Raw genomic sequence first — 16810 nt, 5'->3', positions numbered from 1 at the left:
ATGCTTGCCACCTCAGCGCTTTGGTTTCGCTATCAGGATGACCCGATCCTCAAAGGGCTAACGCTGGATTTTTCTACGCATGCCGTCACCGGGTTGGTAGGCGCTAATGGTTGCGGGAAATCCACGCTGTTTATGAACCTGAGTGGCTTATTGCGCCCACAGCAAGGCGCGGTGATGTGGCAGGGCAAACCGCTGGATTACAGCAAACGCGGCCTGCTGGCGCTGCGTCAACAGGTGGCAACGGTATTTCAGGACCCCGATCAGCAAATCTTTTATACCGATATCGACAGCGATATCGCCTTTAGCCTGCGCAATCTCGGGGTGGATGAGGCTGAAATCGCCCGACGCGTGGAAGATGCGCTTACGCTGGTCGACGCCCAGCATTTTCGCCATCAGCCCATTCAGTGTTTAAGCCATGGGCAAAAAAAACGCGTAGCGATAGCCGGGGCGTTGGTGTTGCAGGCGCAGTATCTGCTGCTGGATGAACCTACTGCGGGCCTCGACCCGTCAGGCCGCACGCAGATGATTGAGATTATCAAACGCATCGTAGCGCAAGGAAACCATGTCGTAATTTCAAGCCATGATATCGATCTTATCTATGAAGTCAGCGATGCGGTGTACGTTTTACGCCGGGGCGAAGTACTCACGCACGGCACGCCAGGCGACGTTTTCGCCCGTACGGATCTTATTGAACAAGCGGGATTAACTCAGCCCTGGCTGGTGAAGCTGCATACCGAGTTGGGCTTCCCGCTGTGTAAAACAGAGGCTGAATTTTTTAGCTGTATGCGAGAGAACGCACTGAAGGAGGCGTCATGACGCAGGCAATAATGTTGCAGGGAACGGCATCTGATGTGGGTAAAAGCGTATTGGTCGCCGGGCTGTGTCGTATTTTTTATCAGGATGGACTGCATACCGCACCGTTCAAATCGCAGAACATGGCGCTGAACTCTGGCATTACGCCAGAGGGAAAAGAAATGGGCCGCGCGCAAATTTTTCAGGCTGAAGCCGCAGGTATTACGCCAGATGTGCGTATGAACCCGGTTCTGCTTAAACCGACCAGCGATCGCAAAGCGCAGGTAGTGCTGATGGGCAAAGTAGCGACTGATATGGACGCGGTGAGTTACCACGAGTACAAACCACGTCTGCGGGAACAGATCCTGTCAGTTTATAACAGCCTGGCGCAAGAGTTCGATGTGCTGGTGCTGGAAGGTGCGGGGAGCCCGGCAGAGATTAACCTGCGCGATCGCGATATCGTCAATATGGGCATGGCAGAAATGGCGCAGTGCCCTGTCGTTTTGGTGGCGGATATCGATCGTGGTGGGGTGTTCGCCTCCATTTACGGCACGCTGGCGCTGTTGCACGATCACGAACGCGCACGCGTAAAAGGGGTGATCATCAATAAGTTTCGCGGTGATGTGACGCTGCTGCACTCCGGTATCGAGCAAATTGAAGCGCTGACCGGTGTTCCGGTGCTGGGTGTGATGCCATGGCTGGATGTTGATCTGGAAGATGAAGATGGCGTTGCGCTGCAAAAGGGCAAGTATTTGCGCACTGACAAACGCGACATCGACATCGCCGTTGTGCAAATACCGCACATTTCTAACTTTACGGATTTCAATGCGCTTGCTGCGCAGCCGGATGTGCGTGTGCGCTATGTTCGCCAGCCTGAAGAGCTGGCGGGGGCCGATCTGGTGATTTTGCCCGGCAGCAAAAATACCCTTGGCGATCTGGTGTGGCTACGTGAAAGCGGGATGGCGCATGGCGTCGTGCAATTGCATCGTAATAACGTACCGGTGGTGGGGATTTGCGGCGGTTATCAAATGCTCGGCGATACCATCATTGATGAAGTGGAGTCAGGACTCGGTACGCTGCCGGGGCTGGGCTTGCTCAATACCGTCACCCATTTTGCTCAGCACAAAACCACGACCCTGGTTAAGGGGCAAATGTCCTCATCGCTGCCTGACTGGCTGGCGGGCACGGCGGGGTTATCCGTTCGCGGTTATGAAATTCATATGGGCGAAACAGCATTAACCGATGAATGTCAGTCGGTGATGACGTTGCACAAAGACGGCTGCAACGTTGTTGACGGCGCGGTCACTGCGGATGGTCTGGCGTTCGGCACCTATCTTCACGGTCTTTTCGACAGCGATGATTTCACCCGTGCGTTGGTCAATGGCCTGCGAGAACGTAAAGGGTTAGCTCCGCTGGATTCCACCTTCCATTACGCGCAATATAAATCGCAGCAGTTTGATCTGCTGGCGGATGCGATGCGGCAACACATCGATATTGAGAAAATTTATACCATCATGCAGCAACACCGGGAGCCAGTATGATGATTCTGGTTACTGGCGGCGCGCGAAGCGGTAAGAGTCGGCATGCGGAAGCGCTGATCGCTGATTCCCCAAACGTTTTGTATATTGCGACTTCGCAGATTTTTGATGAGGAGATGGCTGCGCGAATTCAGCATCATCGCGATGGACGTCCTGCGCACTGGCGTACAGCCGAACGTTGGCAACATCTTGATGAACTGATCACGGCAGCGAACGATCCTCAGGAAGCCATTCTGCTTGAATGCATCACTACGATGGTGACCAACCTGCTGTTTGCTCTGGGCGGTGACAGCGATCCGGATAGCTGGGATTACGCGGCGATGGAGCAGTCTATCGAAGGTGAAATCCTTTCGCTGATTGCAGCCTGTCAGCGCTGCCCGGCAAAGATCGTGTTGGTCACTAACGAAGTGGGAATGGGGATTGTGCCGGAGAACCGTCTGGCGCGGCATTTTCGTGATATTGCAGGACGCGTGAACCAGCGACTGGCGGCGGCAGCTGATGAGGTCTGGCTGGTGGTATCAGGAATTGGAGTCAAAATTAAATGAGTAAGTTGTTCTGGGCAATGCTCTCTTTTATCAGTCGCTTGCCCGTTCCTGCTCGCTGGTCGCAAGGACTGGATTTCGAGCACTATTCCCGCGGTATTGTGATGTTTCCCCTGATTGGCGTCGTGTTGGGAGGGTTGACGGGGCTGGTCTTTATGGCGCTGCAGGCCTGGTGCGGTATCCCACTGGCGGCGCTGTTTGCAGTGTTAACCCTGGCGTTATTGACCGGAGGATTTCATCTGGATGGTCTGGCGGATACCTGTGACGGCATTTTTTCGGCGCGCCGACGCGAGCGGATGCTGGAAATCATGCGCGACAGTCGTCTGGGAACCCACGGTGGACTGGCGCTAATTTTCGTTTTACTGGCGAAGGTGCTGGTGGTGAGCGAACTGGCTTTGCGTGGCACGCCGATGCTGGCTGCGCTGGCGGCGGCATGTGTCGCCGGGCGAGGAACGGCGGTGTTGCTGATGTATCGGCATCGCTATGCCCGCGAAGAAGGGCTGGGTAACGTTTTTATTGGTAAAGTCACCGGGCGTCAAACCTGCGTTACGTTGGGATTGGCGGCGATCCTTGCCGCCGTGCTGCTTCCCGGCATGCGCGGCGTGGCAGCGCTGGTTGTCACAATGGTGGCGATTTTTATTCTTGGGCAGTTATTAAAACGCACGTTGGGTGGGCAAACCGGCGATACGCTGGGCGCTGCCATTGAACTTGGCGAGTTGATTTTCTTGCTGGCTCTGCTCTGAGTCAGCCCACATACTGGAACCCTTATGCAGACTTTAACCTCTTTACTCCGCGCGATCCCATTACCTGACAGTGCCGCGATGCTGCGCGCGCAGCAGCATATCGACGGCTTGCTTAAGCCGCCGGGAAGCTTGGGGCGACTCGAATCTCTCGCCGTACAATTGGCCGGGATGCCTGGCCTGAAGGGTGTGCCGCATGTGAATGGCAAAGCGATGCTGGTGATGTGCGCCGATCACGGCGTGTGGGATGAAGGGGTTGCCGTTTCACCTAAAGTTGTCACGGCTATACAGGCTGCCAATATGACGCGTGGAACGACCGGCGTCTGCGTCCTCGCCGCTCAGGCGGGGGCGAAGGTCCATGTGATAGATGTGGGGATTGATGCTGAGCCTATTCCCGGCGTGGTGAATATGCGTGTGGCACGCGGCTGCGGCAATATAGCCGAAGGCCCGGCAATGAGCCGTTCGCAGGCCGAGGAGCTGTTGCTGGAAGTCATTCGCTATACCCATGAACTGGCCAAAGACGGCGTAACGCTGTTTGGTGTCGGTGAGCTTGGTATGGCAAATACTACACCTGCGGCGGCCATTGTTAGCGTGCTTACCGGCAGTGATGCTGAGGAAGTCGTGGGTATTGGCGCTAACCTTCCTCTTTCTCGGGTGGGGAATAAGGTAGACGTTGTGCGTCGGGCAATTGCCGTCAATCAGCCGGATCGCCATGACGGTGTCGATGTGCTGGCTAAAGTTGGTGGGTTCGATCTTGTCGGCATGGCAGGGGTAATGTTGGGGGCGGCCTCCTGCGGCCTGCCGGTCGTGCTGGATGGTTTTCTTTCTTATTCTGCTGCGCTGGCGGCCTGCCAGATTGCACCACAAATTAAACCCTACCTAATCCCGTCACATTTCTCCGCTGAGAAGGGCGCCCGTACCGCGCTGGCGCATCTTGAATTGGATCCGTATCTGAATATGGGGATGCGTTTGGGCGAAGGCAGTGGGGCCGCGTTGGCGATGCCAATTGTTGAGGCTGCTTGTGCGATGTACAACAATATGGGGCAGTTAGCCGCCAGTAACATCGTGCTTCCGGATGGTAAGGAAGCGTAGTTACCGCTCAACCTGAACCTCGCCTGTTGGCGAGGTTTTTTTATGCGCAAATATGTCGTAACCCACTAAAACAGATAATAAAAGCTATAATTAACGGATATCTGCTGCGACGAAGGAAAGGAAAAAGATGCGTCGTGTAAAACTGCTTTGTTCACTCATTATGTTGCTTGCGAGTCAGGGCGCGCAGGCGGTGAGTTATCCACTGCCGCCAGAGGGCAGTCGCCTGGTGGGTAGCCCTTTGACTATTACGGTTCCACCAGGTAATACCAAGCCGCTGGAGGCATTTGCCGCTCAGTACGGGCAGGGGTTGAGCAATATGCTTGAAGCCAATCCGGGCGTCGATGTTTTTCTGCCTAAATCGGGTTCAACGCTGGTTGTGCCGCAGCAACTGATATTACCGGATACCGTACGCGAGGGGATTGTCATCAACGTCGCCGAGATGCGGCTTTACTATTATCCTGCTGGCAGCAATACGGTTGAGGTTTTACCCATTGGCATTGGTCAGGCGGGTAGAGAAACGCCGCGCAACTGGGTGACGGCGGTAGAGCGTAAGCAGGAAGCACCAAGCTGGACACCGACGCCAAATACCCGACGCGAATACGCCGCTCGCGGGGAAAGCTTGCCAGCATTTGTTCCTGCCGGGCCAGAAAATCCGATGGGCCTGTATGCAATTTATATCGGCAGGCTTTATGCCATTCACGGGACAAATGCCAATTTCGGTATTGGTCTGCGGGTAAGCCAGGGGTGTATCCGTTTGCGGAATGACGATATCAAGTACCTGTTTGATACGGTGCCTGTAGGGACCCGTGTACAATTAATTGACCGACCGGTGAAATACAGCGAAGAGCCGGACGGTAGTCGTTGGGTGGAAGTGCATGAGCCGCTGTCGCGAAATCGTTCGGAATACGAGTCTGACAGAAAGGTACCTTTGCCAGTCACTCCCGCTCTGCGTACCTTTATCAGCGGGAATGACGTGGATGTGAGCCGTGGGAACCAGGCACTGGAAAGACGTTCCGGTATGCCGGTGAACATCAGCCTGGTACAGAAACATTATTAATTTTCAGGGCGACTCTGGTGACCTTCAGGTCGGATGGGTCGCTTTTTTTATTTGATACTGCCCCATTTTTACCACGCCAATATGGTCTGCCATTAGTTGAGCTTCGTGTTCACTGTGGGTAACCAACAGCGCCGTTTGCCCTGCGGCGCGCAAAATATCCCGTACCTCGTTGCCAAGACGTTCACGCGTGCGCTTATCAAGGCTGGAGAAGGGTTCATCGAGCAACAGGATTTCCGGATGTGGCGCCAACGCGCGCGCAAGGGCGATACGCTGTTGTTGCCCGCCGGAAAGCTCATGCGGATAGCGGTTGGCATGGCTGTGTAACTCCACCATTTTCAGCAGCTCAGTCACTCTGGCCTGTTGTTCCTCACGCGGCATGCGACGCAATCCAAACGCCACATTTTGCTGCGCGGTCAGATGGGGGAATAACGCATATTCCTGGAAGACCATGCCGACATGACGTTTTTCCGGTGGCAGATGAATGCCGGGACCGGCAACACGGCGCTGTGACACATAGATCTCTCCGTTTTGCAGGCGTTCAAATCCGGCAACTGCGCGTAGCACCGTGGTTTTCCCGCAGCCTGAAGCGCCCAGCAGACAGGCGATTTCACCTTTATGTACCGACATTGAAAATCCGCTCAGTACCGATTGCTGGCTGTTGCCATAAGTAACGTGTACATCCTGGAGTCGTAATGCAATTTCTGACATTGTTGCTCTCTTAACCACGGCGAGTCATTTGGTGACGCACCAACAAAATAACCGGTAGCGTGCCAGCTAAAACAATCATTAGCGCGGCGATAGCACCTTCTTCATAGGTTCCACGGGCGGCTTCCGCATACAACAATGTTGCCAGCGTTTCGAAATTGACCGGGCGCAAAAGCAACGTTGTTGGCAGTTCTTTCATGGCATCGGCAAAAACCAGCAGGGCACTGCTGACTAACGCTGGGCGCAGCAGGGGAAAATGGACCCGTGCAAACGTCCCCGCGCCATTCTCACCCAACAGACGAGACGCCTGTTCCAGTGAGGGGGGGATACGGCCCAGACCAGAATCCAGTGCGCCAATGGCAATCGCCTGGAATCGCATGGCACAACAAATTACCAGCAGGATTCCGGAGGACATCAGCGGCAGACCACGAACATCCAGTAAATCGGCCAGCCAGCGGTCGACCGCCATGGCGGGTGTCAAAAAACCAATTGCCAGAATCGTGCCGGGGACCGCATAGCCTAAAGAAGCCAGACGCATCACGCCGCGACGAAATCCTGGCATGGCGTTGTCTGCGGCGCTATGACGCGCGCTCCAGGCCACTAACATACTGACGCAAACCACCACCAGCGTGGTTCCCGCCGCCAGCGATAGCGTATTTTGTAATGCTGACAGTAACGAAGAGGAAAGCGGATTCTCATCACCTATGCGTTTGGCGCTTTCCCACATTAAAAACAGAACCGGAGCCAGAAAACCCAGCAGGACAGGCAGTGAAATAACGCCACCGAGCAGCCAGCCACGCCAGCCCTGCACGCGCGTAGGTTGAATTTCCCGTAGGCTGCGACTGCTGAATCCTTGTTTTCTGCGACCATAAAATTCCAGCGTCAGAATAAGGAATATAAACATCAGCATCATGCAGGCAATTTGCGCCGCGGCAGATAAATCAGAACGCGAGATCCATGTGGTGTACACGGTAACGGTTAACGTCTGTACCCCGAGAAACTCCGATGCGCCGATATCGTTGAGCGTTTCCAGTAGTGCCAGGCTGATCCCAACGGCCAGTGCCGGACGGGCCATGGGCAATGCAACACGAAAGAAGGTTCCGGTTGCGCTGCATCCCAGCGTGCGTGCGGCTTCCAGTAAATGGGCCGGTTGGCTAATAAACATGGCGCGGGTTGTCAGATACACGTATGGGTAAAGCACCAATCCGAGTAGGATGATTGCGCCGGAAAGTGAGCGCAAATCTGGCAGACGGAACTGTCTTGGGCTGTCAAAACCCAGTAAAAAACGGATAAAGGTTTGCAGGGGGCCAATCGGATGCAGCAGATCGAGCCACGCAAAGGCCACAATGTAGGTCGGCATCGCCAGCGGCAACAGTAACGCCCAGCTAAGTATTTTACGTCCAGGGAAATCCCATGCCGTTACCGCCCATGCGCTGCCTACGCCAATCACGCCGACCATCACCGCGACACCGGCTAATAACAGCACGGTATTTTTTAGTGCGGCAGGTAGTACATACGTCAGGAGATTACCCCAGTGAGATAAATCGGCCTGGGTAGCCTGCCAAATCAGCGCTATGATCGGTGTCAGAACGCCAAGCGCCACGCACAGTGCGCCAAGATGTAGCGGCGTTAATAATGACTGCGGCCCGGAAACCAGGCCGCGTAACGTCGGAAACTGCAGAGGTTTATTGATCGAATCCAACTTTATCTACCAGCAGACTAGCTTGTTTACGATATTTAACGATTTCGGTTAATGGTGTTTTATCGACGTCGATTTCGCCAATAGTTGCGTTGATAACCGGGTCAAGCGTCACGCCTTTCAGTACCGGGTATTCGAAGTTCGCTTTCGCATATTGCTGCTGGGCAGGTGCGGAAACCAGATATTCCATCAGCTTAACGGCATCGGCTTTATTTGGCGCATAGCGGGCTACAGCTGCACCACTGATGTTGACGTGTGTACCGCCATTTTCAAAGGTAGGTTTAACGACTTTAATCGCATCGCCCCATTGACGCGCATCGCTGCCTTCTTTGGCATTTTTCATATGGCCGACGTAATAGGAGTTGGCGAGACCAATATCGCAAATGCCGCCGAGGATATCGCGAGCAACATCGCGATCGCCACCAGTAGCTTTACGCGCCAGGTTAGCTTTCACACCGCGCAGCCATTCTTCGGTCTTTGCTTCGCCGTGATGAGCAATCATTGCGGCGATCAGCGCCGTGTTATACGGGTGCTGTCCGGAACGAATACAGACTTTACCTTTGTACTCAGGGCTGGCGAGTTGTTCGTAATGCCAGTTATCGATTGGCAGTGACTTCTCGGCATACAGCACGCGGGCACGCATCGATAGCGCAAACCACTGATTATCTGCACCGCGCAGATTAGCCGGAATAGCGGTTTTCAGTGCTTCTGACTCTACTGGCTGAGTTACACCCGCTTCCACTAAATCAATGAGATTACCGGCATCGACGGTCATCAGCAGGTCGGCAGGTGAATTTTTACCTTCAGCTTTAACGCGCTCAAGCATACCGTCCTTGATATAGACCGTACTGACTTTGATGCCGCTGGTTTTGGTCCAGCTATCAAGCAAAGGCTGGATTAGACCCGGTTCACGGGTTGTATAGAGCGTTAACGTTTCCTGAGCGAAAGCCGGTAGGCTAACTGAGAAGACCAGGGAAGAGGCAAGAGTGATACGGCGCAGTCCGGCGCGAGGCAGAGAATTCATCGTTTATATCCCAGAGTAATTGGAACGTACAGTGAACCGAGCGAGGGCTCGTTCCTTTGGCTCGCGTACAATAAATGATAATCACTAGCACTTACAATAATTGCAAAGTTTAAACGATTTACATTTACATAACTTTAATCAACGTTGTGATGCGGCATGTAACGGGGTGCGGAGCAGGCAGGGTGCTTATCAGAGGGAATTTTATAGCGACCGAAAAGCAAAAAGCCTGCTTAGTTTCCTAAGCAGGCTTCTTAAATATGGCTCCTCTGACTGGACTCGAACCAGTGACATACGGATTAACAGTCCGCCGTTCTACCGACTGAACTACAGAGGAATCGTGTGAACGAGGCGCATATTACTGACCTCACCATGAGGTGTCAACAGTAAAATTAGCGCGTCATTTCAATTGCTTAATTAATCTTCAAATTCATCGTTAATGCACATTTGGTGAGCGATAATGACCATCTTAGCGGGTATCGCGTAACCGCTCCATGGGGTTCTGGCGGTAAAACTGAATAAAACGCTGCCATAAGGCCGGAAAACGTGGCGCAAATAATTCAGGAGCACTGAAGAAATACTCCGAAAGAACGGCAAAGCATTCGGCCGGGTCGGTTGCTGCGTAAGCATCTATACTGCACGCGGTTTCACCGACCAGATCAATTTCATCCTGAATGTTATTCATTGCGGCATACAGGTCGTGCTCCCAACCGGCAATATCTCGCAGAGGGATCGCCGGAATACCGCTGGCGCGGTCGCCATTACGCATATCAAGCTTATGTGCCACTTCATGGATGATCAGATTAAAGCCGGAGGCATCAAAAGAATCCTGAATGTCGAGCCAGTTAAGGATTATCGGACCTTGCTGCCAGCTCTGCCCGGACTGTACAACCCGTTGATTATGCACCAGCCCAATATCGTCTTCCCATTCATCGTCAACGACAAACGGGGCAGGGTAGATGAGAACTTCATGAAACCCGTCGAGCCACTCGATCCCTAATTCCAGGACAGGCAAACAGAAAAGCAGCGCAATGCGCGCACTTTTCAGTGGGTCAAGTTCAAACCCCTGAAGCGCTACCAATCTTTTTTGCTGTAAAAAGCGCTCGGCCAGGGCGATAAGTCTGGCTTGTTCTTGCTCGGTGAGATTCACCAGAAGAGGAATAGCCTGGGCGTCGTCCCACGGCCAGTCGTCACTCCGGGTTGTTTCTTGCTCTTTCCAGGGCCACTTAATCATCGTTTTGCTCGCAAACTCGTCACTTGAACGAAATTGACGGAACGGGGTCTGTTAAAATGCCAAATTACCTGGCATCATGGCAACCGCCAAAACGGAGAGATGCCAGAGCGGCTGAATGGACCGGTCTCGAAAACCGGAGTAGGGGCAACTCTACCGGGGGTTCAAATCCCCCTCTCTCCGCCACTATTCAAACACTTAGCTCAATTCCTTTCAACGACTCATGTCACACTTGGTATAGTGTTGATATATTCGCTTAGTATAAAGCTCGCCATCATCATGTTCTGATTTGCCCAATACTGGAAGATCCAGTGTGGGGGAAATTTTCACTTTTCTGTCATAAACCGCAACCTGGCGTTCAGTTTTGTGATCTGAGAATAGTTGTTTGTCCTTTCTCGTTTCTATCAAGTTTTTTTCCTGCGGCTCAAAGTTAAACCAGGGGCAGGGTAGCTAAAGTTATTTTGGTTTTTATCCTAGAAGAAGATAGCCCAAGAAACCAGGCCGTTAGAGAAATTAGCAACAAGCCTCGAGAATAAATCTGGCAGTTATCTTTGAGCGATGAGCGGACGCACAAGACGGTGACAAGATTGCAATATTTGTTGGGGTTATGCCCACGACTTGTTTTGGATAAACTCACTTAACCCTTTGTGATACGATAATTATCTTAGATTGTCACATGGGGCCAGATTTTGAATTCATACATTTTCCTTGCCGGGGCCATTGTAGCTGAAGTAATAGGTACAACCCTGATGAAGTTCTCTGACGGGTTTACACGTCTATGGCCATCTGTCGCAACCATTGTGTGCTACTGCACTGCTTTTTATCTTCTCGCTCAGACGCTGTCGACGATTCCAACGGGTATTGCATACGCAATTTGGTCAGGTGCTGGAATCGTATTAATCAGCCTTTTGGGCTGGTTGGTAAGTGGGCAAAAGCTGGATTTCCCGGCGATCGCAGGCATGTTCCTGATTTGCGCTGGGGTTCTGGTTATCAATATTTTTTCAAAATCTTCCCCGCATTAATTCTAAAAGAGTGTCGGATATCTGGCGCTGTTAGCAGAGCTTATCCCTGTGCGGTGAAAAAGCCCGCTTGGTATGAAGCGGGCTTGCGTATTTTTGTCGTAATTAGAACTGGTAGACTAAACCAACGGCAACGATGTCGTCAGTTGCGATACCATTGCTTTCATAGAAGCTGTCGTCTTCGTCCAGCAGGTTGATTTTATAATCAACGTAGGTGGACATGTTTTTGTTGAAGTAGTAAGTCATACCCACTTCAACATATTTGACCAGATCTTTGTCGGTGTAGCGTGGGGTGCCATTGCTATGGTGATCCCAGCCACCTAAGTCGACACCTTTAGATTGCAGGAATGCAACGGACGGGCGCAAACCAAAGTCAAACTGGTATTGTGCAACAACTTCGAAGTTCTGCGTTTTGTTGGCGATACCGCCTTTGTCATCACCATAAGCGGTCATATTGCGGGTTTCGGCATACATTGCAGCCAGGTATACGTTGTTAGCGTCATATTTCGCGCCAACAGTCCATGCATCTGCTGTTTCACCACCAGCATATTTACTGGTGTAGCTACGATCATTGCGACCTTCAGCGACTTGGTTGTTAGTACGATCAGAACTGGAGTATGCCGCGCCGAGGCTTAAACCGAAGTCGAAGTCATAGGAGGTGGACATACCGAAACCGTCGCCGTTTTCTTTCGCCAGTTTGCGGTTTTCACTATTACCAGAACCTTCCTGACCTACGCTGCTACCTTCATTATTCCCCTGATATTGCAGGGCAAAGTTCAGGCCATCAACCTGACCAAAGAAGCCTTTATTACGATAGGTAGCAACGCCGTTGGTACGGCCCAGCATGTAAACATCGGTCTGAGTGTAGGTATCACCACCGAATTCTGGCAGCATATCGGTCCAGGCTTCAACGTCGTACACGACGCCGTAGTTACGACCGTAGTCGAAAGTACCGTTTTGACCAAAACCTAAACCGGCAAAGGCCAGACGAGTCCATGAATCGCCTTTGTCACCTTCGGTACCGTTGGCCTGAATGTTATATTCCCACTGACCATAGCCAGTCAGCATATCGTTGATCTGCGTTTCGCCCTTAAAGCCCAGACGCGCATAGGTCATGTCGCCGTCGCTGCCTGCATCATCAGAGAAATAACGCAGACCATCGACTTTTCCGTACAGATCCAGTTTATTGCCGTTTTTATTATAGATTTCAGCCGCATTTGCTGCGCCTGCAGCTAATAAAGCAGGGAGAAGCAGTGCCAATACTTTTCTTTTCATTATGTATTCCCTTTGCATGATAATTAAAATGAATATGTAGTACTATCCAAGCAACTACATTTGGATACTATCTATGAAGTTCATTTAATTTAAAATATAACATGTAACAAATGTATTTAAAATATTTCTAAATATTTCGTTGATGTGTTTTTATAACTATAAATATATGTGAGTTAAATTGTTATTTGTCACATAAATCATTTTTAATCAATATGTTATGTGTATCTAGTTATTTATTTGAAACTTGAATTTTATTTGTGGGAGTTATTTGTTTTTGTTATTCATATAATATAGTTGTTGATATTGAGATTATGGTTTCTATAAATTCATGTGGATTTTGTTTTTGGTGCGATAATAAAAGTTAATTATGTAATGGGGCAGGCAGTGGTTTGCAATGAAAATTGTTGCTAAGGTGATTTTCTTTCTACAAAGGGAGATAGCATGAAACTGCACGACTGGCAGTCGCAATTTGAAGCTTGGTTAGCTGATAACCATTCCGGACAAGATGCAGCGCATGACATCTTTCACTTTCGTCGTGTGTGGATGACGGCGCAAAAGCTGAGTACAGATGCTACTGTAGACTGGCTAGTGGTGTTGACCGCGTGCTACTTCCATGATCTCGTCAGCCTGCCAAAGAACCATCCTGAGCGTCATCGTTCGTCGGTACTGGCAGCTCTGGAAACGCGTCGCATTTTGATGCGCGATTTTCCGGATTTTCCACAACAAAGAATACCTGCCGTGTGCCATGCCATCGAGGCGCACAGTTTTAGCGCCAAAATTGCACCAGAAACCCTTGAAGCGAAAATCGTGCAGGATGCGGACCGGCTTGAGGCGTTGGGGGCTATCGGTCTAGCGCGCGTATTTGCTGTGTCTGGTGCGTTAGGCGTGGCGCTATTTGATGCGGAAGATCCGTTTGCCCGCCAGCGTGGCCTTGACGACAAACAGTACGCGCTCGATCACTTCCAGACCAAGTTATTGACGTTGCCGTCGACGATGCAAACTGAACAAGGACGACATTTAGCGCAGCATAATGCTGACTTCTTACTGACGTATATGGCGAAGCTGAGTGCGGAGTTAAAAGGAGAGTATGAAATGCTGGATCTTGACGCGATTCAACCCTTTAAAGCACGTTAGTCGGCAGTACAGCCTCAACGTCAACCGCACTATTTTATGTTAATCTGTCGGTTATCCATTTCGGCCGGTTAAATGTATGCAGGATAATTTTTCAGTAGCAGGCTCCATGAACCCGATGACAGATGATAACAAGGCCGCCGCGCAGGTGATTTTGGCTAAGTTGCTTGAAATATATGACGTGAAAACCCTGGTTGCTTATCTGAACGGTGTTGGCGAGAACCGCTGGAGTCCGGCCATCTTTAAGCGAGCGGTGGCGAACGAAGCATGGCATCGCCTCAGCGACAATGAGTTTACTTATCTGAATTCCTTACTGCCGACGCCTCCTGCGCATCATCCGCATTATGCCTTTCGATTTATCGATCTGTTTGCCGGCATTGGCGGGATTCGTCGCGGCTTTGAGGCAATTGGTGGGCAGTGCGTGTTTACCAGCGAGTGGAACAAGCATGCGGTGCGCACCTACAAAGCGAACAACTATTGCGATCCCTTCCAGCATCACTTTAATGAAGATATTCGTGATGTCACGCTGAGCCATCAGGATGGGGTGAGCGACCAGCAGGCGGCAGAACATATTCGCCAGCACATTCCAGAACACGATGTACTGCTGGCGGGATTTCCTTGTCAGCCCTTCTCCCTGGCCGGGGTGTCAAAGAAAAATGCGTTAGGGCGGGCCCACGGTTTTGCCTGTGATACACAAGGCACACTCTTTTTTGACGTGGTGCGCATTATCGACGCTCGTCGACCAGCAATATTTGTGCTCGAAAACGTCAAAAACCTGAAGAGTCACGATCAGGGCAAAACGTTTCGCATCATTATGCAGACGCTGGACGAGCTGGGGTATGACGTGGCAGATGCGGCAGATAACGGTCCGGATGATCCGAAAATTATCGATGGGCAACATTTTTTGCCTCAACATCGCGAACGTATCGTGCTTGTCGGCTTCCGACGCGATCTGAATTTGAAATCAGACTTCACGCTGCGGGATATTGTCACGCGTTATCCGCAGCGGCGTACTACGCTGGCGGAACTGCTTGAGCCGACCGTCGATGCGAAATATGTGCTGACGCCGGTGCTGTGGAAATACCTCTATCGCTATGCGAAAAAGCATCAGGCGCGGGGAAATGGATTTGGCTATGGCATGGTGTATCCCGGTAACCCTGATAGCGTAACGCGCACATTATCTGCGCGTTATTATAAGGATGGGGCGGAGATCCTGATTGACCGTGGCTGGGATATGGCGCTGGGTGAAAAAGATTTTGACGATCCGCAGAATCAGCGACACCGCCCACGCAGACTTACGCCCAGAGAGTGCGCGCGCCTGATGGGGTTTGAATCTCCGCAAGGCTATCAGTTCAGGATCCCCGTGTCAGATACTCAGGCTTATCGCCAGTTTGGTAATTCGGTGATCGTTCCGGCATTTGCGGCGGTGGCCAGGCTGCTGGAGCCAAAAATCAGGCAGGCAGTTGCTATTCGCGAGAAAGAGAACCTGCATGGCAGACGTTCACGATAAAGCAACACGCAGTAAAAATATGCGGGCGATAGCCACCCGCGATACCGCAATTGAAAAACGCCTTGCCAGCGTGCTGACAGAGCAGGGGGTAACGTTTCGCGTGCAGGATGCGACGTTACCCGGTCGCCCCGATTTTGTGGTGGATGATTATCATTGTGTGATTTTTACTCACGGTTGTTTCTGGCACCACCACGATTGCTATTTGTTTAAAGTCCCCGCGACACGAACGGAATTCTGGCTGGAAAAAATAGGCAAAAATGTCCAACGCGATGCGCGGGATTGTGAAAAATTGCAGGCTCTTGGCTGGCGCGTACTGATTGTCTGGGAGTGCGCCCTGCGTGGTCGCGAAAAGCTGGATGATGAAGCGTTATCTGAACGTGTCATCGAGTGGATCTGCGGCGGTGGCGACACCGCGCAGATCGACACTCTCGGTATTCATTTACTGTAATGTTTTTTCCGACGAACTCGCGACGGCATCCGCTTTAACAGGGAACAGGTATTTCCCCAACGTTACCAGCACCACAGCAAACACGATCACGCCGAGCGCCAGCCATTCGATAGGGGCTAGTCTTTCTCCCCCCAGACCGGTACCTAACAGCACCGCAACAACCGGATTGACGTAGGCATAGCTGGTGGCTAGCGCCGGGCTGACATTGCGGATCAAGAACATATACGCATTAATGGCAATAATGGAGCCAAACAGGGCCAGGTAAGCCACCGCCATAAAGCCTGAAAATGTTGGCATGGTGGTCAGTTTTTCCCCGGAGAGTAACGATGCGCACATCAGCACAATACCGGCTGCTAACATTTCAATGGCTCCGGCCATCATGCCAACGGGTAGCGTAATGCGTGAACCGTACACCGAGCCAAACGCCCAGCTTATCGAACCGATCAGGATTAAAATAGCGCCCCACGGATTGCCACTTAAATTGCCTCCGCTGTTCAGCATGATGATCCCTGCGAGCCCAATCGCTATCCCCAACCATTCCAGTTTGCGCGTTTTGATGCCAAAAAAGTGGCTAAAACACAGCGTAAATAGCGGGACGGTGGCGACCACCACGGCGGCAATACCGGAAGGGACATTTTGATGTTCTGCGACGGTGACCAGTCCATTACCCACAGCCAGCAGCAGGATACCAATTAACGCGGCGTTCAGGATTAAGCGTAAGGGGGGGAGCTTATGCCCGCGAATAAGTAAAAAACTTGTTAATAAAATTCCCGCAGAGAGAAAACGTACGGCTGCCATCATTAACGGCGGCCAGCTTTCAACACCAATGCGAATAACGAAGTACGTGGAACCCCAAATGATGTACAGCGCGAATAGCGCACTGAAAAGCGGTAACAATTGCCTGAAACGCATAATCCCTCACGGTAGAAATAAAAAGGTGCAACATAGTAAACGTCAAAACTATCTTACTGGCGAGATTTATAATTACGTGTCGATGTTAAAAACTTGTT

The 16810-nt window shown here is 51.6% G+C and carries 16 protein-coding genes, 2 tRNA genes and 1 pseudogene; 11 read left to right on the top strand and 8 right to left on the bottom strand.

Annotated features, from left to right (window positions below):
* From G4551_RS14665 to ldtA, 6 genes are all read left to right on the top strand, one after another.
* Positions 1-816 (top strand): energy-coupling factor ABC transporter ATP-binding protein, encoded by an 816-nt coding sequence (locus G4551_RS14665; RefSeq protein ID WP_003839037.1) that lies wholly within the window; start codon positions 1-3, stop codon positions 814-816.
* A complete protein-coding gene (locus G4551_RS14660; protein ID WP_003839039.1) occupies positions 813-2333 on the top strand; it encodes a cobyric acid synthase in 1521 nt (506 codons plus the stop codon). Before G4551_RS14665 ends, G4551_RS14660 begins: the two co-directional genes overlap by 4 nt.
* A complete protein-coding gene (cobU, locus tag G4551_RS14655; RefSeq protein WP_003839041.1) occupies positions 2330-2875 on the top strand; it encodes a bifunctional adenosylcobinamide kinase/adenosylcobinamide-phosphate guanylyltransferase in 546 nt (181 codons plus the stop codon). Before G4551_RS14660 ends, cobU begins: the two co-directional genes overlap by 4 nt.
* Entirely contained in the window at positions 2872-3615 is a 744-nt protein-coding gene (cobS, locus tag G4551_RS14650) for an adenosylcobinamide-GDP ribazoletransferase (RefSeq protein WP_003839043.1), read from the top strand. The genes cobU and cobS overlap by 4 nt, the downstream gene beginning before the upstream one ends.
* A gap of 24 nt (positions 3616-3639) precedes the next feature.
* A complete protein-coding gene (gene cobT, locus G4551_RS14645) occupies positions 3640-4704 on the top strand; it encodes a nicotinate-nucleotide--dimethylbenzimidazole phosphoribosyltransferase (RefSeq protein WP_003839045.1) in 1065 nt (354 codons plus the stop codon).
* Positions 4705-4831: 127 nt separating this feature from the next.
* The gene (gene ldtA / locus G4551_RS14640; protein WP_003839047.1) at positions 4832-5761 is read left to right on the top strand and encodes a L,D-transpeptidase; all 930 of its coding nucleotides are present in this window, start codon (positions 4832-4834) and stop codon (positions 5759-5761) included.
* 24 nt (positions 5762-5785) lie between these two features.
* On the opposite strand, the gene G4551_RS14635 is transcribed toward ldtA, so the two are convergent.
* The 5 genes from G4551_RS14635 to mtfA all read right to left on the bottom strand — a co-directional run bounded on the left by G4551_RS14635 (position 5786) and on the right by mtfA (position 10420).
* Positions 5786-6469: an ABC transporter ATP-binding protein gene (locus tag G4551_RS14635; protein ID WP_003030299.1), complete on the bottom strand. Its 684-nt coding sequence runs from the start codon at positions 6467-6469 to the stop codon at positions 5786-5788.
* Positions 6470-6479: 10 nt separating this feature from the next.
* The gene (locus tag G4551_RS14630; RefSeq protein ID WP_003839054.1) at positions 6480-8168 is read right to left on the bottom strand and encodes an ABC transporter permease; all 1689 of its coding nucleotides are present in this window, start codon (positions 8166-8168) and stop codon (positions 6480-6482) included.
* Positions 8152-9189 carry an extracellular solute-binding protein gene (locus G4551_RS14625; protein ID WP_003030303.1) on the bottom strand — a complete coding sequence of 346 codons (1038 nt, stop codon included), beginning with the start codon at positions 9187-9189 and terminating at the stop codon, positions 8152-8154. The genes G4551_RS14630 and G4551_RS14625 overlap by 17 nt, the downstream gene beginning before the upstream one ends.
* A 258-nt stretch (positions 9190-9447) precedes the next feature.
* Positions 9448-9523, bottom strand: a tRNA-Asn gene (locus G4551_RS14620).
* 132 nt (positions 9524-9655) lie between these two features.
* On the bottom strand, positions 9656-10420 hold the full coding sequence (gene mtfA, locus G4551_RS14615) for a DgsA anti-repressor MtfA (protein ID WP_003839056.1): 765 nt from the start codon (positions 10418-10420) through the stop codon (positions 9656-9658).
* Between the two features lie 93 nt (positions 10421-10513).
* On the opposite strand from mtfA, the gene G4551_RS14610 reads away from it, so the two are divergent.
* Positions 10514-10603, top strand: a tRNA-Ser gene (locus tag G4551_RS14610).
* 27 nt (positions 10604-10630) lie between these two features.
* Here the strand turns inward: G4551_RS14610 and G4551_RS23875 are convergent.
* Positions 10631-10810, bottom strand: a pseudogene (locus G4551_RS23875) (hypothetical protein); the annotation flags it as partial.
* A 296-nt stretch (positions 10811-11106) separates the two neighbouring features.
* Between G4551_RS23875 and G4551_RS14605 the strand changes: the two are divergent.
* Positions 11107-11439, top strand: coding sequence for an EmrE family multidrug efflux SMR transporter (locus G4551_RS14605; protein WP_003839058.1), 333 nt, complete (start codon positions 11107-11109; stop codon positions 11437-11439).
* A 102-nt stretch (positions 11440-11541) separates the two neighbouring features.
* On the opposite strand, the gene ompC is transcribed toward G4551_RS14605, so the two are convergent.
* The gene (gene ompC, locus G4551_RS14600) at positions 11542-12711 is read right to left on the bottom strand and encodes a porin OmpC (RefSeq protein ID WP_003839061.1); all 1170 of its coding nucleotides are present in this window, start codon (positions 12709-12711) and stop codon (positions 11542-11544) included.
* Positions 12712-13152: 441 nt separating this feature from the next.
* Here ompC and G4551_RS14595 point away from each other — a divergent pair, with 441 nt between their 5' ends.
* The 3 genes from G4551_RS14595 to G4551_RS14585 all read left to right on the top strand — a co-directional run bounded on the left by G4551_RS14595 (position 13153) and on the right by G4551_RS14585 (position 15800).
* A complete protein-coding gene (locus tag G4551_RS14595; protein WP_003839062.1) occupies positions 13153-13845 on the top strand; it encodes a phosphohydrolase in 693 nt (230 codons plus the stop codon).
* Positions 13846-13921: 76 nt separating this feature from the next.
* The gene (locus G4551_RS14590) at positions 13922-15352 is read left to right on the top strand and encodes a DNA cytosine methyltransferase (RefSeq protein WP_032941246.1); all 1431 of its coding nucleotides are present in this window, start codon (positions 13922-13924) and stop codon (positions 15350-15352) included.
* On the top strand, positions 15333-15800 hold the full coding sequence (locus G4551_RS14585; protein ID WP_003839067.1) for a very short patch repair endonuclease: 468 nt from the start codon (positions 15333-15335) through the stop codon (positions 15798-15800). Before G4551_RS14590 ends, G4551_RS14585 begins: the two co-directional genes overlap by 20 nt.
* On the opposite strand, the gene yedA is transcribed toward G4551_RS14585, so the two are convergent.
* The gene (gene yedA, locus G4551_RS14580) at positions 15792-16712 is read right to left on the bottom strand and encodes a drug/metabolite exporter YedA (protein WP_003839069.1); all 921 of its coding nucleotides are present in this window, start codon (positions 16710-16712) and stop codon (positions 15792-15794) included. The genes G4551_RS14585 and yedA overlap by 9 nt on opposite strands.
* Positions 16713-16810 lie beyond the last annotated feature (98 nt).

Origin of the sequence: Citrobacter freundii ATCC 8090 = MTCC 1658 = NBRC 12681 (assembly GCF_011064845.1) — a bacterium.
In the GTDB taxonomy this organism is placed as follows: Bacteria; Pseudomonadota; Gammaproteobacteria; order Enterobacterales; family Enterobacteriaceae; genus Citrobacter; species Citrobacter freundii.
Note: the sequence above shows the minus strand (reverse complement) of the source record. Positions and strands in the feature narration are given on the sequence as shown.